Below are 23,313 nucleotides of genomic sequence, written 5' to 3'. Positions count from 1 at the left end.
TATTTATGAAATGTATTGACTGTGCAGTAATAGGTGCAGGTCCAGCAGGGCTTAATGCAGGTTTAGTTTTAGGGAGAGCTCGTAAACAAATAGCGTTATTTGATAATAAAACGAATAGGAATCGTGTAACGCAAAAGTCTCATGGATTTATTACACGTGACGGGATTAAACCAGAAGAGTTTAAGGAATTAGGGTTAAATGATTTGAAGAAGTATCCATCGATTCATTATTATGAAAAAACAGTTTTAACGATAACGAAGCAATCGACTGGTTTATTTGAGATTATGACATTAGATCATAAAAAATATTTGGCGGAAAGAGTTTTATTAGCAACAGGTATACAGGAAGAATTTCCATCCATCCCTAAAGTACGGGAATTCTATGGAAAAAGTTTATTTAGTTGTCCGTATTGTGATGGATGGGAATTAAAAGACCAACCTCTTATTATTATTTCTGAAAACGAAGATTATACGTTGCATATGACAAAATTAGTTTATAACTGGTCTACGGATTTAGTAATCGCAACAAATGGTAATGAGTTAAGTAAGCATTTCATGGATGAACTGTGTAATAAAAATATAAGAGTTATTACAGAGCCTATTCGTTCACTACAAGGTGAAGAGGGTTATTTAAAGCGAGTAGAGTTTCATTCAGGTTTGCACATTGAAAGAGCCGGTGGATTTATAGTACCTACTTTTTTTAGGCCAAATCAATTTTTAGAACAACTTGGTTGTGAACTGCAAAGTAATGAAACTTTTGTAATAGATGATTTTGGTCGTACTTCAGAAAAAAATATTTACGTAGCAGGAGAAACAACGACTCAAGGTCCATCGTCGTTAATTATTGCTGCATCACAGGGAAATAAAGCGGCGATTGCTATTAATAGTGATATTACAGATGAGCGGTTCTAACTAGCATTTAGAAGGAGGAGAAGAAGATGAATAACATGTGGGATGATCGATTTAAATCGGATGAATATTATTATGGGGAAGAACCTAATACGTTTATTCAAGAACAAGCATTTCGTTTAGCAAATTATAATAAAGTAATAGCTTTCGCAGAGGGAGAAGGTAGAAATGCTGTTTTTCTAGCAAGAAAAGGCCACGAAGTGACTGCTATTGACTACTCTGAGAGTGGATTAGAAAAAACAAAAAAGTTAGCCGAGAAGTATGACGTAAACGTGTATACAAAAAAGGTAGATTTATTAACTGATAGTTTGCCAGATAATGAATTCGATGCGGCAATTATGGTATTTGGACATTTTCATGCTGACAATCAAAAAATGGTATTGAATAAAATGATTTATACGATTAGGCCTGGTGGATTAATAATGTTTGAAGTTTATTCGAAAAAACAATTAAATTATGGTACTGGTGGGCCAAAAGATATTGATATGCTGTATGATCCAATTGATATTCTTACTTGGTGTGAAGGGCATGAGGTTATTCATTTCTTTAATGGAGAACAAGAGCGAATTGAAGGGAAAGGAAAGGACATACTGGCTTAGCTCATGTTATTCAAGTTGTTATTAGAAAATCAATATAAATGTTATTGGAAGTTGAATACTTGAATGTAAAAAGACCAGTCATTTAAGACTGGTCTTTTTATTTAGATACTAGATTATCAAGCTTCCAATATGTATTTGTTAATGGAGCAACTTTACTATCAATATACAAATACATGTTATTTAAGTCTTTAGGAGAAGTTTTCATTTCAAATACAACGTCAGTAGTTAAAGAGAATTCGTGTGGAACATTTTTATAGTGCTCGTCACCTATCGGATGAGCTTCACCTTCATATTTCTGACCAGTTTTTTCATCTTGTATGAAATATTTTATTTCCGAAAGATCAATAGTTTGTCCATCGTCTCGAACATTATTAATCATAACACGAGTTGTTAGGCGCCACTCTTTGTCTATTTTTTCAAATTTTGCATTTTCAACTGTTGCTCTATAGTATTCATTTTTAACAATTTCCCCATAATGCATTGCGTTTTTTTCAAAAGTGCTTTTTTCTTTTTGGGGTGTAGAATTACCGTTACATCCTGCCATGATTCCTGTAAATATTAATGCTGTACAAGTTACTTTAATTATAGATTTCATAGTAATCCCTTTCTGTATTAAAAAGTAAAACATAGGAATAATTTTACATCAATAGGAAGGTAAATGGAAGTATGTTTGTGGAATATGCAAATATACATTTATTTCGTTTTCAAGTTAATGGGATAGAAATAGGGAGAAAAACTGTATAAAGCTGAATAAATAAGAATTGAAAATATTGTAATACAGAAAAAGCATGCATATAATTAAAATAAAGATTAAATTTCTGAATCTTCAATAATGGTGGTGATAACATGTTCACTGAAGAGCGTAGAGAGAAAATTTTAGAGTTACTTAAGAGAGATGGAAGAGTAATCGCAAAGGATCTTGCGGAAAGTTTTGATATGTCTATTGATTCTATAAGAAGAGATTTGTCTATTATGGAGAAGGATGGTTTATTAAAAAGAACGCACGGAGGTGCAGTTGAACTTACGCGAGTGAGAAACTTAGCTGCCGAACCATCGAAACGTTATCGTGATAGTTCAATAGATGAAGATGCGATTGCGAAAGTTGCTGTATCCTACATACAAGAAGGAGATTCCGTTTTTATTGGAGGGGCTTCCATTCATTATGCCATGTTAAAGTATTTACCTGAAACATCATTTACAGTTATTACGAATGCTTTAGAAATTGCTAGTAAGTTACGGGAATATAAGAACATTGATACGTACTTAATTGGTGGAAAAGTGAAACCATCAGGAAATATGACAGATACACTTGCCTCTGAATTGATAAGTAAATTCTCTATTGATCTTTATTTCTCTACAGGTGGCGGTATTTCATTGAATGGTATAAGTACTGCGACACCGGAAGTTGCTTATTTTGGAAAAACAGTAAGTAAAATTGCTAGAAGAAATATTTGTTTAGCTCCTCATACTAAACTTGGAATAGACTGCTTTATAAAAGGAGAGTCACTGATAGAAATTGACCTTATAATAACAGATGAAGGGGCTAGTAAAGAAACGATTCAACAATTTGAGAAACAAGGTAAAGAAATTGTAATAGCGTCAATAGACCTCATTTAAAAGGAGTTTGAAATGATTATAAAAGGACAAGAGTTTCATACGAATGGATTAACTTATACAGTTCGTTCTGCAGTTCAAACGGATGCTGAGCAGTTATCGGAAATTAGAGTTCAGATCGATGGAGAAACTGAGAATATGGATAGAGAAGCTGGAGAGGGATTTATAGATAAGATAGGGTTTCAAAAAATAATAAAAACAGATAGTGAAGAGATGAAGAATCTCTTTTTAGTTGCAGAAGTGCACAATCAAATCGTTGGATTTTCAAGATGCGAAGGATCAAAGTTGAAGAGATTAGCCCATAAAGTAGAATTTGGTGTTTGTATTTTAAGAGAGTTTTGGGGATATGGAATGGGTAAGAGTCTATTGCAACAATCTATTCAGTGGGCTGATGAAAATGAAGTGAAAAAGATATCATTGCAAGTGTTAGAGAAAAATGAAAAAGCCATCCAACTTTATAAAAAATTAGGTTTGGAGGTAGAAGGTATTCTAAAAAATGATAAAAAACTGTCGGATGGTAAGTATTATAATACGGTAGTAATGGGAAGGTTTACTGATACTTTTCATAAAAGAGGTGAAGAAGTATGTTTTACAGAAGGAAATACTATGTAGTAAAAAATGAATTCATAGAAATATTTAATGATCATTTCAATGATACTAATTTACCTAATCAAATAAAATATGGTTCTCGTTTAATAGGACGCTGGATGAAAGATAATAATGATGGTACGACTGAAGTATTTGCAATATGGGAATATGATAGTTATGAACAGTATAAAGAAATTGAATCAAAAATTAGAAGCGACAAGATACATGTTAAAAGAATACATGATTGGTATGAAAAACATGGCGGGAAAGAATATGTTTTACAGGAGTACATATTAGAGTTAAAAAATGAAGAGTTAGTATGTACTGTAAAGTGATAGAGAGGTGAGGAATAATGGGAATTAAAACAAAATTATATTTTAGTTTAGCATCCACCATTTTATTTGCAATAGCGGTGATAGTTTTCTTTATAAACGGCAATCCACAAAAGTGGTTTTGGTTAAGTATTTTCTTTGCGTCCATTATACAAAATATAGTTCTACTAAAAAAGAATAAAGAAGGTCATTAAGATATTCAAATTATTAACATATTTGTGTCATCTTTCTAGTTGTATTGAAAACGCTTTTATTCAGTTTTATAATAAAAGTATGTTTTATAAATCTCCAAAACAATTAATAGGGGAGATGATACAATGTTAGCTTCACCGTTTTACTTACATACATGGAAAAAGTTTGTTGATGAAGGAGTCCTTGATTCGAACCGTATAAACGAAAGAATTTCAGAGTCATGGCATCGATGTAAACAAGCAAATGTGAATCCTCATATGAATAAAGGTCAGAAAATTTTGTCTTCTGATATTTTTCAGGATCAAAAGAAAAAGAGTGAAATCTTCCTTGATATAGCAATACCTCAAATACAAAATATGAGAAAAACCATTGATGAACTGCAAATGATGGCATTATTAATTGATCCAGATGGTTATGTTCTATCATTAAGTGGAAATCAGCAAACGTTGAAACGAGCGAAACATATTAATTTTATTGAAGGTGTGAAATGGACGGAAGCAGCTGTTGGTACAAATGCGATAGGAACAGCGTTACAGATTGAAGAGGCTATTATGATAAGTGGTACAGAGCATTATTCTGTCGCATCTCATAGCTGGAGCTGTGCGGCCTCTCCGATTCATAATGATGATGGGAAATTAATTGGTGTTCTAGATTTCTCCTGTCCAATTGAGTTTTCACATCCATATATGCTCGGAATGGTAACTTCGATCGCGCATGCGATTGAACGTGAATGTAGTATTCGAGTACATCAAAATGAACTGGATTTAATCCATCGTTTTTTAGATGTAATTGACAGTGATGAACAAGTTGTTATTTGTAACCATCGTGATGTTATCGTTTCTGCGAGCAAGAGGGTTCGTGAACGAGTATGTAATTGGTCACGAATGAAACTTGAAGATTTAATGCACAATGGATTGAAACCTAAATTAGAGGTACCGGTATATAGTAATGATAGAATGATTGGGAAATGTATTTACTTAAAGGAAAATAAACAAGAAAATTTATTTTCTACTTACCCGTTTATAAACGGAATTACTTTCCCTGGAGTTATTGGGACAAGCAGCGTATTTCAACATACTTTAGAAGAAATTAAGCTTGTTTCACCAACTGACGCTAGTGTATATGTTTGTGGAGAAACAGGTGTAGGGAAAGAATATGTAGCGAGAGCGATTCATGAAAATAGTCCAAGAAAAAATGGTCCTTTTATAGCTGTTAACTGCGGTTCATTACCGAAAGAATTAATGGAAAGTGAATTATTCGGTTATGCTGAAGGTGCGTTTACAGGTGCGCGGCGCCAAGGATATAAAGGGAAATTCGGACAAGCAGATGGAGGAACAATATTTTTAGATGAAATTGGTGAAGTACCGCCAGAGATGCAAGTGGCATTATTGCGTGTTTTGCAAGAACGAACAGTAACCCCAATTGGTAGTTCAAAAGAGGTACCAGTAAATATTCGTATTATTACTGCGACACATAAAGATTTACTACGATTAGTAGAAGAAGGGAAATTCCGTCAAGATTTATATTATCGTTTACATGTTTATCCGCTATATGTTCCGTCCTTAATAGAAAGAAAAGAGGATATTCCGTACTTCATACAACATTTTTGTGAACGAAAGGATTGGAATGTTGTATTTCCAAAGAGTATTTGTAATCAATTTTCACAGCATACATGGCCCGGAAATATTCGAGAATTATTAAATGTATTAGAACGCATATACATTTTGTCGCAAGGACGGGAAATATGCGAAAAACAAATCTCTTTTTTATTACAAACAATGATTGGAAATCAACATCAACTTGAAATGCAAGCAGAAAATAAAACGGAGCATACATTAAATTTCCGTGAAAAAATACAGCGTGATAGCATGATTGAAGCGCTAGAAAAGACGAACGGAAATGTTTCATTAGCTGCAAAACTATTAGATGTGCCACGCAGTACATTTTATAAACGTATGCAAAAATTTAGGCTATAAAAGTAGATTTTTGTAATCTACTTTTTCTTTATGGGCTCACGTTCTGTCGGAATGTGCGCTTGCCAGGGAAATAATAGAATAATTAGAAAGAAGATTTCCTGAAGGGGGTTAGCATGTGAAGTATATTGAAATTGGAATCGGGAATAGGTGGTTCATTCGAACGGAAACCGAAAATAAAGATGGAACTGAATTCGAGGAACGAGGAATTATTAAACCAATTTATTTTGAGTCTTTATATGTACGGATTTGGTTTCGGAAAACGTGTTTTATTTTTGATACGAAAGAGGGCTTTAAGAAAGTAAGAAAAAGTAGAGCTGAGTATAAGTTTATTGTTGGAATGGTGAGTAGGTTAAAACAATAGAATCAAATAGGGGGTGTTTTTATGATTAGAATTATCACATTCATACTCGCTTTTATTATAATGGGCTATTCTATTTACAGTTGGAATGATGATTCGAAGCAAAGTATGCTCATTTTACAATTACTTTTAGGTTTTATGCTTGCCGGTATGGGGATACACAACGTTAAGAAGGATGAAAAAGAGAATAAGAATATGGGGCTTTTGCTATTACTTACATCACTTTTTTGTATTATTGTATCGTTAATAAAATATTTTAAATAAACCGTTACTAAGCATATTGAGTAACGGTTTTTTGAGGTTATAATGTGCTATTTATATAACCCCGTCGTATACATTACCGTTAAAGTATGTACAATTTCTTCTAATTCTAGTTCTTTATCATTTTGCACGATTGTCCAAAGAAACGTTTCATTCATAGAGAACCAGCCGCATGCGACAATCTCTTTATTTAACTCAGTTCGTACTAATTCATTTTCCTGGGAATGGGTGATGTCTTGTATAATCCGTGTTACAAAGCGTTCGCGAATCTCATCCCATTTTTGACGTATTTCTTTTGAGGTTCTTATTGCTTCTTCAACAACTTGTAATATAGCTCTTTCTTCTTGTGCTAACTGTAAAAAAGCGCGCACTTGATTCTGAATCATATCTAGTGCTTCGGCCTTTGTTTGAGGGGAAAAAGAGCGATCAGCAATATCATAAAAGCGATTCATAACATCTTCCATCAAAACGACGAGGAGAGCATCTTTGTTTTTAAAATATACATATGCTGTTCCATAACCAGTTTCTGCATGTTTAATAATTTGCGTGATTGTAGTTTTTTGAAATCCGTTTTTTATAAACATAGTATAACCGGAATGTAATAGTTTCTTTTTTGTTTCTAAGGAGCGGTGTTTTCTTGTTGAAAGAGTAGAATTTTTCAAGGAATCACCTCTTTATACTGAAATATCTGAAAATATAATTGTATTGTAAAAGAAGTTCGTATATAAAGTCAACTGACATAATATCATTGACGTTATATCAATTTAAGTGATATATTTCAATTAGTTAGAATAAAAAGAAAATTAAAAGAAGGTGACACCATGTATAAAGAACCATTTCAACCAACTTATGAGTATGCGCTTGAATGTGATAAACATGATGAACTGAAAGATTTTCAATCTGAATTTTATAAAAAAGAAGGAACAATATATTTAGATGGTAACTCTTTAGGGTTGCTTTCAAAAAGAGCAGAGAAATCGTTACTTACCTTGCTAGATTCATGGAAAGAGTTTGGGATTGATGGATGGACTGAAGGTGAGCATCCATGGTTTTTCCTTTCGGAGAAATTGGGTGAATTGACAGCACCTCTTATTGGATCTTTACCGGAAGAAACGATTGTAACCGGTTCCACGACTGCGAATATACATCAAGTTATTGCGACGTTTTATGAGCCGAAAGGAATACGAACAAAAATTCTTGCGGATGAATTAACTTTTCCGTCAGATATTTATGCACTTCAGAGTCAAATTCGTTTAAAAGGCTTAGATCCAGATGAACATTTAGTACGAGTGAAAAGCCGAGATGGAAGAACACTTTCTGAAGATGATATTATTCATGCGATGACCGATGATATCGCTTTAATATTATTGCCTTCTGTACTATATAGAAGTGGACAAATTCTTGATATGAAGCGATTAACAGCTGAAGCTCATAAACGTGGTATTCATATCGGTTTTGATTTATGTCATTCAATCGGCTCCATTCCGCATCATTTTAAAGAGTGGGATGTAGATTTCGCTGTATGGTGTAATTATAAATATTTAAATGCAGGTCCTGGTGGTGTTGCAGGCCTTTATGTAAATAATAAACACTTTAATAGACTCCCAGGATTATCTGGTTGGTTTAGTTCTAGAAAAGATAAGCAATTTGATATGGAGCATTCATTAACTGCGGCTGACCATGCTGGAGCTTATCAAATAGGGACACCTCACGTATTAAGTACTGCACCATTAATCGGTTCTCTTGAAATTTTTAAAGAAGCTGGTATTGAAAAGTTACGTGAAAAATCATTACATATTACGAGATATATGCTTGATTTAATTGAACATGAATTAAAAGGCTTTGAATTTACAATTGGAAATCCATTAGAGGATGAAAAACGAGGCGGGCATATTTATTTAGAACATGCTGAGGCGGCGCGTATTTGTAAAGCGTTAAAAGCAAATGGGGTTATTCCAGACTTTAGAGCTCCAAATGGAGTTAGACTTGCGCCTGTTGCTTTATACAATACGTATAAGGAAGTATGGAACTCTGTACAAATTTTAAAGAAAATTATGAAAAATGAAGAATATAAAAACTTTGAAAATAAGCGAGAGGTTGTGGCGTAAGCATGAAAACATCGCAGTGGATTGATATTTCACAACCGCTAAATAATGATATCGCGACATGGCCAGGGGATACACCGTTCTCGTATGAAGTTTCATGGTCAAAAGAAAACAGTGGTTCAGTAAATGTCGGAAAGTTAACGATGAGTATCCATACAGGTACTCATATTGATGCACCTTTTCATTTTGATAATGACGGTAAGAAGGTGTTGGATTTAGATATTCAAGTTTATGTTGGCCCAGCGCGAATCATTGACGTTTCTAATCTTGAAAGCATCGGGAAAAAGGAATTAGAAAACTTTCATTTAGAAGGTGTAGAACGATTGTTATTACGTACATCTTCACATGGTAAAGCAAATGAATTCCCAGATGTAATCCCGCATTTACGCGCAGATATTGCAGCCTTTCTTTCTGAAAAGGGAATTCGTTTAATCGGAGTGGACGTACCATCTGTTGATCCTTTAGATGATAAAGAACTAGCAGCACATCATCAATTATTTAAACATGGAATTCACATTTTAGAAAATGTCGTACTCGATCACGTAGTAGACGGCGATTACGAACTTATTGCATTACCACTTGCATTAACAGATGCGGATGGGAGTCCAGTTCGAGCTGTTATTAGACCAATATAAGTAGAAATGAACACAAAGGGGCGTTTGGCTAATATGAAAGAAAATGAAAAGGTAATTATGGAAAAAGGGATTCATACGGATTTTAAGGAGAATATGACGTATGGAGAGTATTTACAGCTAGATAGCTTATTATCTAGTCAACAAAGATTATCAGATCATCATGATGAAATGTTATTTATCGTTATCCACCAAGCGAGTGAGCTTTGGATGAAACTAATTTTACATGAATTGAATGCTGCAATTGAATCTATTAAACAAGATAAATTACCACCAGCTTTTAAAATGTTAGCACGTGTATCAAAAATTCAGTCGCAAATTATTCAATCTTGGGATATTCTTGCGACATTAACACCATCAGAATATATTGAGTTTCGTGATTCACTTGGTCAGGCTTCAGGTTTTCAATCGTATCAATATCGAATGATTGAATATGCACTTGGTTATAAAACACCACATGCATTAAAGATTTATGAAAAGGACCCAGAATTACATGCTCGTCTTCATAAAGCACTTCATACACCAAGTTTGTATGATGTGGCGATACAAGCGCTTGTTAAAGAAGGATTCCCAATTCATAAAGATGTGTTAAATCGTGATATTACGCAGCCTTACGAAGAGGATGCAACTGTAGAAGCGGCTTGGATAGAAGTATATGCGGACGTGCAGAAATATTGGGATTTATATCAGCTTGCAGAGAAATTAATCGATATTGAAGACTGGCTACAACAATGGCGTTTCCGTCATATGAAAACGGTAGAACGAATTATTGGTCATAAAATGGGAACAGGTGGCTCTTCTGGCGTATCTTATTTAAAGCGAGTGCTTGATCAATGCTTCTTCCCAGAGCTTTGGAACGTTCGAACGAAATTATAAAAATAAACTTGTCAGCTATTAAATGCTGGCAAGTTTATTTTTTGTTTTAATAACAAATATGATTTAATAGAGAGAACGAAATGAATAACAAATATTACATAACCATTTAGATGGAGGAAGATTTCTTGAATTTCGAGCAATTACAAAATAAATTTGAAAAGAAAAAGGTTAATACATTTCTTGTTTATCAAAAGGGGGAATTAACGACTGAGTACTATAAAACGATAGACTGTGCAAATGACTTATTTAAAATTAATTCGATTACAAAAAGTATCGTATCTATATTAATTGGTATCGCAATTGATAAAGGATTTATAAATAATATACATATACCAATCACAACATGGATTCCCAATGTGCCGGAGGAAAAGAGGGAATTAACGCTGTATCATTTATTAACGATGACAACAGGAGAAAATTGGAAAGAGTTCGGAAATGGGGTTGTTTTCCCGAATGATTTTGTGGAATCAGACAATTGGGTGCAATACATTTTAGAAAAGCCGTTCATTGAAGAAATAGGTACGAAAATGAATTATAATTCAGGTTCTTCTCATTTACTTAGTTACATCATTCAAGAAGCAACTGGAATGTCGACGGAGCAGTTCGCGAAAAAGTATTTATTTGAGCCGTTAAACATTACGGAGTATGAGTGGCAACAAGACCCGCAAGGTATATATGTTGGCGGATTCGGTATGAAAATGAAATCTATAGATTTATTAAAGTTAGGAAAAGTATGTTTGAACAATGGATATTGGAAGGGAAATGATATTGTATCATCGAAATGGTTAGAAGAATCAGGTGAGGCTCTATTTGAAACGTATGAACATGTCGGAGCATATGGATATCACTGGTGGGTATTAAATAATGAAAGATTTCACATACCGTATTGTATGTATTTTGCTATGGGATACGGAGGGCAATACATTATTATCATTCCGCAGTTAGAGCTCGTAGCTGTAATTAGTAGCCACATGCCAAAACGTGGCCTCGTACCATTAAAGTTATTTATAGAGCATATAAAAGAGAATTCCAATCATAAATAAGTAGAGAAATGAGGTGTTTTATGAGAAGTGCAAAAATGATAGCGATTTATAGACTGTTATTAAGTCTTCTAGCGTTTAGTGCACTTATTACTCAATTTGTTACAAGGGCACAAGTGAAACCGTTCAATCCAGTTAACTTTTTTAGTTTCTTCACAATTGAAAGTAATATTTTAGTTGCGGTAATTCTACTATTTAGTAGTTTGGGGACAGCCCTATTTGGACGTTCCGAGCAATTTGGAGTTCTTCGCGGTGCAGCTACAGTATACATACTGACAACAGGACTTATTTATTTTTTGTTATTAAGGGGATTAGAAGAGTCACTTCAAACAGCGATACCATGGGTAAATACTGTACTTCATTACATCATGCCATTAGCGATGATTTTAGATTGGGTTATAAATCCACCTACGAAGACCATTACATGGAAACAGGCTGCGAGTTGGCTTGTTTTCCCGCTTTTATATGTTGTCTATAGCTTAATACGCGGGCCATTCGTGAATTGGTACCCATATCCGTTTTTAGATCCGAGAATAGGTGGATATGGGAGAGTATTTTTATATAGTATAGGGATATCTGTTGTTATTGGAGCTATTTGCGGATTAGTAAAAATGTTAGGTAATCGATCTTTGCATATAAAAAATAATCCTCCTTATTAAGGAAGAAGTACATAAAGAAACCTCTGTCTGTATGTAAAGACGGAGGTTTTTTTGTTTTACCGACTTGTCTTCTGAAAGGACATCTTTAAAAATTCCTCTGTTTTCGTATCAAACTCTACATCCACAAAAACACCATACTCTTTTCCACCCTCACGTAGCCATAATTTAAACTTTTCAACTGTTATTTGAACAGTTTTTGGTTGTCTACCTATATGAAGGTAATCGATAATCTCAGCTTTCGGATATTGTTCTTTCGTTTTTTCAACGGCTAGTTTACCCCATTTTGCATATGGCGGCTGTGCGTGAACAATAGATGGGTCGGTATATATATTTGAACATGTTGTTATTAAAAAAAATATAAATGCTGTACGTACGAAGAATCGCTTCATAATAAGCTCCTTTTATTCTTTTTGTATATTGTTTACATATTTCTTCAAGCATATAAGTTTGGATTTTTTTGTCTTCTTTACATAAAAGCGAGGGTTTTACAAAACATAACCATGAAATCATTTCCGTAATTAAGGAGGGAAATACATGCGTCAAAAAGCTGTTTTTAAAATAGCGATTTTGCTTGTCTTTATCGGGCTATCTTTAATGGTAAGTAGTATACAGACCAAAAATGTGGAAGCCTTCTCTAATCAAGTGATTCAAAGAGGGGCATCTGGAGAAGATGTCATTGAACTGCAAACTCGTTTGAAATATAACGGATTTTATACGGGGAAAGTTGATGGTGTTTTCGGATGGGGTACATATTGGGCACTTCGAAACTTTCAGCAAAAATTCGGATTGCCAGTTGATGGTTTAGCGGGTGCTAAAACGAAGCAAATGCTTGTAAAGGCAACGAAGTATGATAAGTCGACCGCTAATAAAGATACTACAACTAATAAAGGGAACAGTGGTGGAGGTAAACAGGAAAATAAGCCGCCAAAAAGTACAGGGACAAATGTTCCAAACGGTTATTCTCAAAATGACATTCAGTTAATGGCAAACGCTGTATACGGAGAATCCCGTGGTGAGCCGTATTTAGGACAAGTTGCAGTAGCTGCGGTTATTTTAAACCGTGTCACAAGTGCATCATTTCCAAATACTGTTTCAGGAGTAATCTTTGAGCCGAGAGCATTTACAGCAGTAGCAGATGGACAAATATATTTAACGCCAAATGAAAATGCGAAAAAAGCCGTATTAGATGCGATCAACGGATGGGACCCAACTGGGAATGCATTATATTATTTCAACCCAGATACTGCGACAAGTAAATGGATTTGGACTCGTCCACAAATTAAAAAAATTGGTAAGCATATTTTCTGTAAATAGAGCGGAGGTGGAAACATGTTACGAGGTATTATCATCGTATTGTTAACAGTAGGTGTAGTCGGAACAGGGTATTGGGGCTATAAAGAGCATCAAGAGAAAAATGCAGTATTAATTCGAGCGGAAAATAGTTATCAGCGTGCGTTTCATGATTTAGCATATGAAGTTGATTTATTACACGATAAAATTGGAACAACACTGGCGATGAATTCACGTTCCTCATTATCGCCAGCTTTAGTAGATGTATGGCGTTTAACATCAGAGGCTCGTTCTGATGTAGGACAATTACCTTTAACATTAATGCCATTTAATAAAACGGAAGAGTTCCTTGCGAATATCGGTGATTTTAGTTATCGTGCAGCGGTTCGTGATTTAGAAAAAGAACCGTTAAATGATCAAGAATATAAAACGTTACAAGGTTTATATTCAAATGCAGCAAATATACAAGATGAACTGAGAAAAGTGCAGCATCTTGTATTGAAAAATAATCTTCGCTGGATGGATGTAGAAATGGCTCTTGCGTCAAACCAAGATCCAGCAGATAACACAATTATCGATGGATTAAAGACGGTAGAAAAGAATGTAACATCATACTCGTCCACAAACTTTGGACCGACTTTTACAAGTGCACAAAAGAATAAAAAAGGCGGATTTGAAGCAAAAGGAAAGGCGATTTCGAAAGCGGAAGCGGAAAAAATCGCGAAATCATTTTTAAATTTAAAAGGGAATGAAAAAGTAGAAGTTGAGAAAAGTGGAAAAGGTGCAAAAGAATCATTCTACAGTGTGAAAATTCAAGATCCAGCAACGAACAATGAGTATTATATGGATATTACCGGAAAAGGTGGATATCCAATTTGGGTAATGAACAACCGAGAAATTAAAGAGCAAAAAATCAGTTTAAATGATGCAGGAAGTAAAGGATTAACATTTTTAAAGGATCACAAGTTTACAAATATGGAGCTGTTTGATAGTTCTCAATATGATAATATCGGTGTGTTTACGTACGTTGTAAATGAAAATGGAGTGCGTATTTATCCAGAAGCAATCCAAATGAAAATTGCCTTAGATGATGGGTCGATTGTTGGTTTTTCCGCAAAGGAATATTTAGCATCACATCAAAAACGAACGATTCCGAGTGCGAAGCTAACCGCTGCTGAGGCGAGAAAGAAAATTAACCCCGATGTAAAAGTTATGGAAGAACGTAAAGCTGTAGTAGTAAATGACTTGCATAATGAAGTACTTTGTTATGAATATATTGGTACTTTAGGGAAAGATACGTACCAAATTTTCATTAACGCAAATAGCGGTGCAGAAGAAAAAGTGAAGAAGATGCAAGCTGTTGAGAAAATTTATGATTAAACATCAATGATAAAGTGGTGAAAATAATGAAAATCATTATATATATGTTAATGCTTTGTTTCGTTATTACTGGATGTAGCATTGGAAAAAAAGACAATCCTAATGAAAAGCCAGAACAAAAAAATGTCTCGATGAAAAATGTTACGTATACAAATAAATCAAATAAGCCAAATGAAAAAGCAGCTGATCATCTGGCATCTTTAGCTGCAAGTATACCTGGTGTAAACGATGCGACAGCAGTAGTAGTTGGGAAGTATGCTGTTGTAGGTATTGATGTGAAAGCAAAACTTGATCGAACTCGCGTTGAGTCAATTAAGTATTCTGTTGCAGAGAGTTTGAAGAATGACCCAAACGGTGCAAATGCAGTCGTTGTAGCAGATGTTGATACGTATGAAAGACTAAAACAAATAGGCAAGCAAATTAAAAAAGGTAAAACTGGTGAAGGCATACTTGATGAATTAGCAGCAATTGTTGGCCGAGTAATGCCGCAAGTTCCAAATGATATGATTGAAAATAGAGAAACGAATCCGATTAAAGATAATGATAAACAATTACCAAAAGATGAAGAACAAGAACTACGAAAAGAACAAGAAGATCAGTCAAATAACCATTTGAAAAAATAGTGAAAATCCCGTACTAAATTGTACGGGGTTTTTCTTCAAGATTAAATATTCAGTTTATTTTTAAGGGAATATATGGTTTAATAATGAGGGGAGGGACAGCCGTTATGATGAAAAAAAGCGCACTCATATTAGGTAGTTTATGCATAGGTTTTAGTATGACAGCGTGTGACCAGAAGAAAGAAGTGAAGAAGAAAACAGCTATGTCTTCTACTATAACGGAAAATAAAAAGCAAGAGACCATTAATATAAATCATTTCTCAAATATTAATGAAGGAATGACTTATTTAGAAGTGAAAGATTTAATCGGTTTTGAAGGGGATTTACTCATAGAAGAAGGGGAAGAACATTCTACACGAATTAAGCAAATTTTTGCTTGGAAAGGAAACGATCCAAAATCATTTGCTAAAATAACATTTTTGGATGGAAAAGTGCATTCTAAAACACAGCAAGGTTTAAGTTAATAACTTGAAGGAATGGGAGAGTTAAGCATGAACATACATACAGGAGAAATACAATTAGTGCCGTATAAGGAGCAATATAAAGAGATAATACAATCATTTACTTTACCAAGTGAACAAGTTCAATTTACGGCGAATCCAGGTGAATTACTGGAGAAAGCGAAAAATGATCGAACGAAAAATGTAGTTGTTATTTTAGACTATAACGGAGTACCTGTCGGTGTATTTATATTACAAACAGGTGATAGGGTACAGGAGTTTACAGAAAATAAGGATGCCATACTTTTAACTTCTTTTTCCGTTAATCACAATAAACAAAATAAGGGATATGCTAAAAAATCATTGGCGTTATTACAAGACTTTGTAAAATATTATTATCCAGTAAAAAATGAAGTGATTCTTGCTGTAAATGAAAAAAACATTCCGGCACAAAAGTTATATGAGAAAGTTGGATTTCAAGATAAAGGGTTTAGAAGAATGGGACCAATTGGACAACAATTCATATTACATTTACCTATAACGAGATAATGAGATAACAAAGCTTACTCTTGAAAAAAATCATGTAGTAAGTTTTTTAATTTGAGATATTTTCCGTACATGATATGTTAGATGTATTAAAGTAAGTATTCGAGAAGCATGAAGGTGCAAAACAATTCGATAGTTAAGCATTTAAATACGTGAGGGGTAATCATATGACAATTTATATTGCACTACTACGGGGAATTAATGTAGGTGGACATAAGGTAATCAAAATGGTAGATTTGAAAATAATGTTTGAATCCATAGGGTTAAAAAGAGTGAAAACATATATTCAAAGTGGAAATGTAGTGTTTGAGTCAGAAGAAGAGATAAGTTTTTTAAAGGAACGAATTGAATGTGAAATTACGAACGTTTTTGATTTCAATGTTCCAGTCATGTTACGAGCAAATGATGAATTTATTAATATTATTAAAAAGTGTCCTTACGAGACCCATTCGTTATTAGAAGGAGAAAGTGTACATGTGGCCTTTTTAGCTAATCCACTTTCTGAAGAAGACAGTAAGCGGTTACTTATGTACAAAAGTGACATAGAAGATTGCCATATCGAAGGAAGAGTAGTGTATTTATTTTTCAAAAAAAGCATTCGTAATTCTAAACTAATGAACCAGTTTCAAAAATTACATACGCCAGCTACAGTAAGGAACTGGCGGACTGTGAATAAGCTGAAAGCAATAGCAGAAGGTATTTAAACATAAAAAAGTGGTTTTCTGCATTTAGAAAACCACTTTTTTTATTTATATTGTTTGGCGACAATGAGTTCAACAATAGGGAAAATAAGAAAGGAAGAACAGAGTGCAATAAAGAGTGGAAGGTTTTTTACACCATCCAAATTGGAACCCATAGAAAATCCTTCCGAGCAGAGTAATATAAGGAACATAACACCTACAAGCACAAAATACGCGATTTTAAAGCTTTTATATGTAATTTGTTGTCCCATCTCATCTTGACTTTCTTTCGATACTCCGTTTGGATCTCCCCATGTAATATGATTAATTAAATTACTAAGTATTAAAGAAGCAGCGAAAATAGTCCCACCCAAAATTGAACCTTCAGTTATGTATTTGTATGTGCCATGTACAAGTATAGCGATTAAAGATAAAGTTATGATTACAAAAATAATTTTTTTAGTATTCAATATATAATTGCACCTCCACTTTTGTAAAAAACTCTTTACATCCATAGTATAAAATTGGAAAAGTTTTATGTCAAACATTTTTTACATATGAAGTGAATGTTTATGATATTTTGTTTAAAGGATGAAGAAAAAATTACATTACATTTGAATGTAAAAGAATGGGCTCGCATATATTTGGAAGGGATGTCAGATTAATTTAGGGGGTAGTTATGTCTATTCTTTTAAAAGCTGGTGCAGATGCAGGAAATAATGGTTTGAAGTTAATGGTGAAAGGGCAGGAACCTATTTTTATTCCGAGTATTTATTCCTTATATATAGGTGAGTCTACGGGGTTGTTAGATGAGGGTGAAGTTTCATCGTCAGAATTAGAGAATCACATTGATGTGACCATTAGTTCTCCATCGCTAATGTTAAATAATGTACGATACATCGTTGGAGAAAAAGTGATTCAAGATCAATTAAAAGGTACTGAAGTGGAGAAAAAATCAAATAAATCTACTGATGAGTTAATGGTCATTACAATCCTTTCAGGTTTAGCGATAAGTGCTATGCGTCAAAGCCCTACTTCAAGTCATATTAATATTCGTTATGATTTATCTGTTGCTCTTCCAATGCAACTTATTACACAGGAAATTGCTGCTGAAAATGCGAAACGGTATATGGGTAATCACAAGGTCATATTCCATTATCCAAATGGACGCGATGTTACGATTAATGTTTCTATTGAGTTTTGTAAATGTCTACCTGAAGGCGCTTCTGGGACGTGGGGGATTGTATATGATGAGGAAGGAAATGTTGTGAAACATAAAATAGAATGTGAACAAAATCAAGTTTCAGAAATTGATTTTGTAGATAAAACTTTATTGTCTTTTGATATTGGCGCGGGGACAACGGAAGAAGTTGTTTCATTAGGGGTAAATTTCCGTCCGCAATTAAGTAAAGGATTATCGTACGGTGTAAAAGAAACGTTACTACAAATTATTACGAGATGGAATCGGAAATATCCTACGAAAACAATTGATAGCATTACAGAATTTAACCAAATTTATTTAAATGAAAAGCACCCAAGAAATGCATTGTTAGTTGAGGAATCGCAGCCAGCATTTTTAGGTTTAGCAGCACGTGTCGCAACGGATATTATTAACAAAATTGATGATATGAAAGACGATCCATATGTATTTATTTATGGTGGGGGCGCAGTTATTATTAAAAATAGCTTAAAAATGATTTTGAAACAAAAAGGACGCTTGAAAAATGTGATCTTTGTAGATAACCCGTTATTCACCAATGCTCGTGGGTTATTAGTATATACATGCTCGCCAAAATATAGAGAGCATAAGCAAAAAGAGTTAGGGTTTACAAACTTAACGATAAGTTAGTTGGTGGAAGTATGCGATCTAGGCGATATAAACGTGGTGATCGAGTGAAAATTAACATTAATAAATCAGTATCGCCTGAAATGATTGCTTGGCTTAATAAACAATCTAATCCAACTAATTTCTTTTTCTTTGCGGCCCAGCAATTATTTAAACAAGTAGGAGATATTGATGTATCAAAAACCTTGCCAAGTAGCCATGTTTTTTCTTTATATATAGAACCATCATCTCTATTAAAAGTTGAAATGAATCCATTTAAACACGTACCACTAGAAAATAGTAAATCCACCGAAAATGTAAAAAAAAAATCGTGGGAATCTGTTGACCAGTTAGATTGTCCATTTTTTTAAGCATAGAAAAATATAGGTAGAGCCCATCACTATACATACGAATGCAGTGATGGGTTTTTGATATTGTATCGTAATCTTTATAAAGTGAAACTATAATCAGTGGGGGTTTTGTTCATCCCCCACTGATTATTAGTTGAACCAATCGGGCGTTTACTGCCCACAAATAGCGGGATAAATAGAAGGGGCAAAACAATTTGTGCCCCTTCTAATAGTTGTTCTTATCTTATACAGGATATATGTTCTGAAACTGCTTTAATAATTTTATCCCAGTCATCGGGATGAATCTCGTGCCCTGTACCTTCAAGGGATAATAGCTTTGAGTTCGGAATTTCATCAATAAGTGCGAGTCCATGTTCAAGTGGAAGAGCTGTATCGTCCGTACCATGAATTACTAAAGTAGGTACTAGTAACGACTTTAGTATACCTTCATAAGAATCATCACCTGTAAGGAGGGCGTGATTAAACATACTTAATAGATTGTTAGCACGTTCTATTTCTTGCTTTACTTGTTTTAAAGTTCTTGCTTCATCAAATATACGCTTTGATCCACAGAGTAGACGTGATCCTGTAATTAAATATTTCGCTATAACATCTTTATTTGTCCAATCTAAATTTGCACCATTAGCATGATGTGTCAAAATTCTTTCATCCATTGGAGGCAAATCACGAGTATTGTTATCAGATCCAATAACGCTTGTTGCTAGTAATGTTAAGGTCAAAATTCTTTCTGGGTGTTTTACTGCAGCAATTTGAGCAATCATACCTCCTAATGACATGCCAAAAAGGTGTGCCTTGTCAATATGATACGCATCGAGTACTCCGATTGCATCTTCAGCCATATCTGCTACAGTGTAATTGGAAGTCCCAGGCTCATATGTAACAGAACGCCCAACATCACGGTTATCATAGCGAATGACAAACCTTCCTGTGCTAGCCAACCTTTCACAAAATTCTTCATCCCAATAAACCATTGAACACGTAGCTCCCATAATTAATAATATTGCTGGGTTATTAGGATTTCCAAAGCTTTCTGTACATATATCAATACCGTTTACTTTGAAAACTTGTTCACTCATAGCACACTCTCCGTTTCATTTAAAGGTCATTAATAAATAAAGAGAAATATAACTTTGGGTGTTTCTTAGGCGTAAATTAGATTGTATTTAAGTGAAATAAATGTTTTTTGCACTCATGATGCTTAATTAGTAGAGTAGCATAAATATCACCTCCTAACATATTTATTGTCATCCAAGGCGGAAAATTTTGAAAAATAATTGTTTGTTATTACAATAAACAACAAGGAGGAGAGGAAATGAAAGCAATTGTTATTAATCAATATGGTAGTGTTGAAGCATTACAAGAAAGACAAGTTCCTAAACCAGTTGTTAAATGTAATGAAGTATTAATACGTATACACGCAACATCTGTCAATCCTGTTGATTGGAAAATAAGAAAGGGAGACTTACAAGAAAAGTTGCGATTTTCATTTCCAATTACATTAGGATTAGATGTTGCTGGAATAGTTGAAGAAGTTGGAGAAGATGTGAATCATTTTAAAATAGGAGATAAAGTGTTTACGAAACCTGAAAATACAGGGAAAGGTTCTTATTCTGAATACATTACAGTGAAATCAAATTTAGTAGCGCAAATGCCTAATAATCTTAATTTTGAAGAAGCAGCATCTATACCTCTTGCAGGACTAACAGCTTGGCAAAGTCTTGTTGATTACGCACAAATAAAAGAAAATGATCGAGTATTAATTCATGCTGGAGCGGGCGGAGTAGGGAGTTTTGCAATTCAAATCGCAAAATCATTTGGTGCCTTTGTCGCAACAACTGCAAGTAGTAAAAATGAAGAGTTTTTAAAGTCTTTAGGTGCTGACCTTGTTATTGATTATAAAAAAGATAAATTTGAAGAGCTACTATCAGATTATGACATTGTGTTAGATACAATCGGTGGAGAAGTACAAGAAAAAAGTTTTCAAATTATTAAATCTGGTGGTGTTCTAATTTCTATCGTTCATGAACCATTTCATGAAGTAAAGGGCATAAAATCAGGGTTCTTATGGTTAAAACCAAGTGGAAAGCAATTAGAAGAATTAACTAGTTTGATCCAAGATGGAAAGATAAAACCGATTATTAGTAAGGTTGTTCCGTTTAGTGAACAAGGAGTTAGAGAATCTCATATTTTGAGTGAAAGTCAGCATACTAGAGGGAAAATTGTAATTACGATGGAATGATGTTTACATAAATACACGAGTGGTGACTATAAAAAATAAAAATTGTCACCACTCATATAAACTATAATTTTTGCATGACAAAAGTAATTGCATTCGTATTTAATTGAATGTGTGTACCGTTTCGTACAATATCATACGCTAAATTTTTTATTTCAACTTTTACTTCTTGCCATTCGGTATAAACGCCTTTTAGTGTACGTATCATTTCTTCCGTAGAAAGGTTAATTTCAATTAAAGCATCTAATTCTTGATTCGTTTCCAAGTCAATTTCTTGAATGTTAGAGTTAACTATTAAACAATTGATACCATCACTCTTTGTCCCATTTTTCATAGTGTGAAGCACTTTTTTAAAATCGTCTATTGATCTAACATGTTCTAAACTTGATACTGCAACGATGTAGTCATAAGTATTAGGAGCAATATAGTAGTCTTCAATTGCTGATTGTTCCGTTTTTATGTATTCAAATACACCATATTCTTTGCTATAAACTTGTAACTTCATTAAAGCCGAATCAAGTAGATCAACACAAGTAACAGTGCCGCCACTATTCATGATTTTTTGTGCAATCGGAATACTGTTTCTACCGACACCAGAGCCAAGGTCAAGTATTTGTAGGTCTTTCTGTCCTTCAAAATAGTTCAGCATGCCCATAACTGTTTTAACAGGTTTATACAGCCAAGATCCTGCTTCGAATAATTTGTATTGTTCATAGCAAAGATCGTGATACTTTTTCTCTTCTTGTCTTATGTAATCGATTCTGTTCATAGTGTTTCAGCTCCAATAGTTTCATGGCGAAATGAATAGGTTGGACAACCTTTAACATTCATTTGAATTCGAAATATACCACCAGCATGTGGGTACTGTTTTAATTCCGCATCAGTCATTCTTGTTCTGGCTGTTGTGATATATAAATCGGTCAAATTAGGTCCTCCAAATGTACACGACGTTACATATAAAGCAGGAATCGGAATACTTAAAATCTGTTCTCCAGTCAAGGGATTCCATCTAGTAATCTTCGAGCCTCCCCAATGTGCAATCCATAAACAACCTTCTACATCAATTGTCATACCATCGGGTAGACCTTCATTTTCAGGGAAGATGATAACATCTGTTGGATTGCTAATTACACCAGTATGTATATCATAATGAAAACGGACTACTTTTTTTTGTAGGTGTATCAATAAAATAAAGGTATGTATCGTCAGGAGACCATGCTATGCCGTTTGATGTATTTACATGTGATACCTTTTTCTCTACTTGGAGATTATTATTTAAAGAATACAAGGAACCGGCGCCACTTATACCATATAAGTCAGTAGTGCCTGCCCAAAAGCGGCCAGCCGGATCGCATTTCCCGTCATTAAAACGATTTTCTATTAAATGTGGTTCAGGATCATAAATATGTGTAAGCTCTTCTGTATTTAGATTAAAAGAATAAAACCCTTTTTCTAGAGCTAAAAGTACTACATCATCTAGATATGGAACGACACAGCCGATTTGCTGATTGAGGGCAATCACTCGGTTTGAATTATTAGCGGGGGTATAAATGCATAGTTTTTTCTCCATAATATCAACCCAGTATAAAAGCTGCTTTTTTTCATTCCAACATGGTCCTGCAGCTAAACTTGCTTTAGCATCTAAAACTAATTCTATATTACTGAACAAGATGTTCACCTCGCTTTATAAGATATTTATATAATTCGATAAGAATAGAGGTAGACCTTTTGTGAGAGATTATTAAGATTTGCAATGTCGAAAACAGACCTTTTCAAGTTATTAAA

General features: G+C 34.0%; 27 protein-coding genes and 2 pseudogenes. 22 read left to right on the top strand and 7 right to left on the bottom strand.

Annotated elements, in window-relative coordinates:
* Window positions 1-5: 5 nt before the first annotated feature.
* On the top strand, window positions 6-911 hold the full coding sequence (locus NSQ69_RS13560; RefSeq protein WP_002013066.1) for an NAD(P)/FAD-dependent oxidoreductase: 906 nt from the start codon (window positions 6-8) through the stop codon (window positions 909-911).
* A 26-nt stretch (window positions 912-937) separates the two neighbouring features.
* Window positions 938-1,545, top strand: a pseudogene (locus tag NSQ69_RS13555) (class I SAM-dependent methyltransferase).
* A gap of 59 nt (window positions 1,546-1,604) precedes the next feature.
* Here the strand turns inward: NSQ69_RS13555 and NSQ69_RS13550 are convergent.
* Window positions 1,605-2,102 (bottom strand): hypothetical protein, encoded by a 498-nt coding sequence (locus NSQ69_RS13550; protein ID WP_016127097.1) that lies wholly within the window; start codon window positions 2,100-2,102, stop codon window positions 1,605-1,607.
* 251 nt (window positions 2,103-2,353) lie between these two features.
* On the opposite strand from NSQ69_RS13550, the gene NSQ69_RS13545 reads away from it, so the two are divergent.
* From NSQ69_RS13545 to NSQ69_RS13520, 6 genes are all read left to right on the top strand, one after another.
* Entirely contained in the window at window positions 2,354-3,124 is a 771-nt protein-coding gene (locus tag NSQ69_RS13545; protein WP_016127096.1) for a DeoR/GlpR family DNA-binding transcription regulator, read from the top strand.
* Window positions 3,125-3,136: 12 nt separating this feature from the next.
* On the top strand, window positions 3,137-3,733 hold the full coding sequence (locus NSQ69_RS13540) for a GNAT family N-acetyltransferase (RefSeq protein WP_002013071.1): 597 nt from the start codon (window positions 3,137-3,139) through the stop codon (window positions 3,731-3,733).
* The gene (locus tag NSQ69_RS13535) at window positions 3,706-4,044 is read left to right on the top strand and encodes an NIPSNAP family protein (protein ID WP_002127705.1); all 339 of its coding nucleotides are present in this window, start codon (window positions 3,706-3,708) and stop codon (window positions 4,042-4,044) included. The genes NSQ69_RS13540 and NSQ69_RS13535 overlap by 28 nt, the downstream gene beginning before the upstream one ends.
* Before the next feature lie 314 nt (window positions 4,045-4,358).
* A complete protein-coding gene (locus NSQ69_RS13530) occupies window positions 4,359-6,209 on the top strand; it encodes a sigma-54-dependent Fis family transcriptional regulator (RefSeq protein WP_002127703.1) in 1,851 nt (616 codons plus the stop codon).
* A gap of 115 nt (window positions 6,210-6,324) precedes the next feature.
* Window positions 6,325-6,570, top strand: a complete 246-nt coding sequence (locus NSQ69_RS13525; protein ID WP_000873838.1) for a DUF3977 family protein — start codon at window positions 6,325-6,327, stop codon at window positions 6,568-6,570.
* A gap of 21 nt (window positions 6,571-6,591) precedes the next feature.
* Complete coding sequence (locus NSQ69_RS13520) at window positions 6,592-6,831, top strand: DUF3953 domain-containing protein (protein WP_002165667.1); 240 nt, start codon at window positions 6,592-6,594, stop codon at window positions 6,829-6,831.
* Window positions 6,832-6,878: 47 nt separating this feature from the next.
* Here the strand turns inward: NSQ69_RS13520 and NSQ69_RS13515 are convergent, their stop codons facing one another.
* Window positions 6,879-7,490, bottom strand: a complete 612-nt coding sequence (locus NSQ69_RS13515; RefSeq protein WP_016127093.1) for a TetR/AcrR family transcriptional regulator — start codon at window positions 7,488-7,490, stop codon at window positions 6,879-6,881.
* Window positions 7,491-7,649: 159 nt separating this feature from the next.
* Between NSQ69_RS13515 and kynU the strand changes: the two genes are divergently transcribed.
* From kynU to NSQ69_RS13490, 5 genes are all read left to right on the top strand, one after another.
* Window positions 7,650-8,936: a kynureninase gene (gene kynU, locus NSQ69_RS13510; RefSeq protein WP_003189895.1), complete on the top strand. Its 1,287-nt coding sequence runs from the start codon at window positions 7,650-7,652 to the stop codon at window positions 8,934-8,936.
* Between the two features lie 2 nt (window positions 8,937-8,938).
* Window positions 8,939-9,568 carry an arylformamidase gene (kynB, locus tag NSQ69_RS13505; protein WP_002065849.1) on the top strand — a complete coding sequence of 210 codons (630 nt, stop codon included), beginning with the start codon at window positions 8,939-8,941 and terminating at the stop codon, window positions 9,566-9,568.
* Window positions 9,569-9,601: 33 nt separating this feature from the next.
* Window positions 9,602-10,441 (top strand): tryptophan 2,3-dioxygenase, encoded by an 840-nt coding sequence (kynA, locus tag NSQ69_RS13500; protein WP_002127699.1) that lies wholly within the window; start codon window positions 9,602-9,604, stop codon window positions 10,439-10,441.
* Between the two features lie 125 nt (window positions 10,442-10,566).
* Window positions 10,567-11,484 (top strand): serine hydrolase domain-containing protein, encoded by a 918-nt coding sequence (locus tag NSQ69_RS13495; protein WP_002127697.1) that lies wholly within the window; start codon window positions 10,567-10,569, stop codon window positions 11,482-11,484.
* Window positions 11,485-11,504: 20 nt separating this feature from the next.
* Window positions 11,505-12,140 (top strand): Pr6Pr family membrane protein, encoded by a 636-nt coding sequence (locus NSQ69_RS13490; protein WP_002127696.1) that lies wholly within the window; start codon window positions 11,505-11,507, stop codon window positions 12,138-12,140.
* Between the two features lie 56 nt (window positions 12,141-12,196).
* Here the strand turns inward: NSQ69_RS13490 and NSQ69_RS13485 are convergent, their stop codons facing one another.
* Window positions 12,197-12,529 carry a DUF3889 domain-containing protein gene (locus tag NSQ69_RS13485; protein WP_002032720.1) on the bottom strand — a complete coding sequence of 111 codons (333 nt, stop codon included), beginning with the start codon at window positions 12,527-12,529 and terminating at the stop codon, window positions 12,197-12,199.
* Window positions 12,530-12,674: 145 nt separating this feature from the next.
* Here NSQ69_RS13485 and sleB point away from each other — a divergent pair, with 145 nt between their 5' ends.
* From sleB to NSQ69_RS13455, 6 genes are all read left to right on the top strand, one after another.
* Window positions 12,675-13,454 (top strand): spore cortex-lytic enzyme, encoded by a 780-nt coding sequence (gene sleB, locus NSQ69_RS13480; RefSeq protein ID WP_002032721.1) that lies wholly within the window; start codon window positions 12,675-12,677, stop codon window positions 13,452-13,454.
* A gap of 15 nt (window positions 13,455-13,469) precedes the next feature.
* Window positions 13,470-14,810 (top strand): germination protein YpeB, encoded by a 1,341-nt coding sequence (gene ypeB / locus NSQ69_RS13475; RefSeq protein ID WP_002168242.1) that lies wholly within the window; start codon window positions 13,470-13,472, stop codon window positions 14,808-14,810.
* Window positions 14,811-14,836: 26 nt separating this feature from the next.
* Complete coding sequence (locus NSQ69_RS13470; RefSeq protein WP_002085166.1) at window positions 14,837-15,433, top strand: YhcN/YlaJ family sporulation lipoprotein; 597 nt, start codon at window positions 14,837-14,839, stop codon at window positions 15,431-15,433.
* Between the two features lie 104 nt (window positions 15,434-15,537).
* Window positions 15,538-15,894 carry a hypothetical protein gene (locus tag NSQ69_RS13465; RefSeq protein ID WP_002127693.1) on the top strand — a complete coding sequence of 119 codons (357 nt, stop codon included), beginning with the start codon at window positions 15,538-15,540 and terminating at the stop codon, window positions 15,892-15,894.
* 27 nt (window positions 15,895-15,921) lie between these two features.
* Window positions 15,922-16,419 carry a GNAT family N-acetyltransferase gene (locus tag NSQ69_RS13460; RefSeq protein ID WP_033709200.1) on the top strand — a complete coding sequence of 166 codons (498 nt, stop codon included), beginning with the start codon at window positions 15,922-15,924 and terminating at the stop codon, window positions 16,417-16,419.
* Between the two features lie 164 nt (window positions 16,420-16,583).
* Window positions 16,584-17,120 (top strand): DUF1697 domain-containing protein, encoded by a 537-nt coding sequence (locus NSQ69_RS13455; RefSeq protein ID WP_078203324.1) that lies wholly within the window; start codon window positions 16,584-16,586, stop codon window positions 17,118-17,120.
* A 41-nt stretch (window positions 17,121-17,161) separates the two neighbouring features.
* Here the strand turns inward: NSQ69_RS13455 and NSQ69_RS13450 are convergent, their stop codons facing one another.
* Window positions 17,162-17,566: a hypothetical protein gene (locus tag NSQ69_RS13450; RefSeq protein ID WP_002127690.1), complete on the bottom strand. Its 405-nt coding sequence runs from the start codon at window positions 17,564-17,566 to the stop codon at window positions 17,162-17,164.
* A gap of 209 nt (window positions 17,567-17,775) precedes the next feature.
* Here NSQ69_RS13450 and NSQ69_RS13445 point away from each other — a divergent pair, with 209 nt between their 5' ends.
* A complete protein-coding gene (locus NSQ69_RS13445; protein ID WP_002013097.1) occupies window positions 17,776-18,945 on the top strand; it encodes a ParM/StbA family protein in 1,170 nt (389 codons plus the stop codon).
* A gap of 11 nt (window positions 18,946-18,956) precedes the next feature.
* Window positions 18,957-19,292, top strand: a complete 336-nt coding sequence (locus NSQ69_RS13440) for a hypothetical protein (RefSeq protein ID WP_002085171.1) — start codon at window positions 18,957-18,959, stop codon at window positions 19,290-19,292.
* A 218-nt stretch (window positions 19,293-19,510) separates the two neighbouring features.
* Here NSQ69_RS13440 and NSQ69_RS13435 read toward each other — a convergent pair whose 3' ends face one another.
* A complete protein-coding gene (locus NSQ69_RS13435; protein ID WP_002127689.1) occupies window positions 19,511-20,368 on the bottom strand; it encodes an alpha/beta fold hydrolase in 858 nt (285 codons plus the stop codon).
* Between the two features lie 236 nt (window positions 20,369-20,604).
* On the opposite strand from NSQ69_RS13435, the gene NSQ69_RS13430 reads away from it, so the two are divergent.
* Window positions 20,605-21,531: an NADP-dependent oxidoreductase gene (locus tag NSQ69_RS13430; protein ID WP_263892798.1), complete on the top strand. Its 927-nt coding sequence runs from the start codon at window positions 20,605-20,607 to the stop codon at window positions 21,529-21,531.
* 61 nt (window positions 21,532-21,592) lie between these two features.
* Here NSQ69_RS13430 and NSQ69_RS13425 read toward each other — a convergent pair whose 3' ends face one another.
* The gene (locus tag NSQ69_RS13425) at window positions 21,593-22,297 is read right to left on the bottom strand and encodes a class I SAM-dependent methyltransferase (RefSeq protein WP_263892797.1); all 705 of its coding nucleotides are present in this window, start codon (window positions 22,295-22,297) and stop codon (window positions 21,593-21,595) included.
* Window positions 22,294-23,197: pseudogene (locus tag NSQ69_RS13420) on the bottom strand (SMP-30/gluconolactonase/LRE family protein). The gene NSQ69_RS13425 and the pseudogene NSQ69_RS13420 overlap by 4 nt, the downstream one beginning before the upstream one ends.
* Window positions 23,198-23,313: the final 116 nt, after the last annotated feature.

The organism is Bacillus sp. FSL R10-2201 (genome assembly GCF_038008665.1).
GTDB classification, from domain to species: Bacteria; Bacillota; Bacilli; order Bacillales; family Bacillaceae_G; genus Bacillus_A; species Bacillus_A mycoides.
This window is presented reverse-complemented; position numbering and strand designations above follow the sequence as displayed.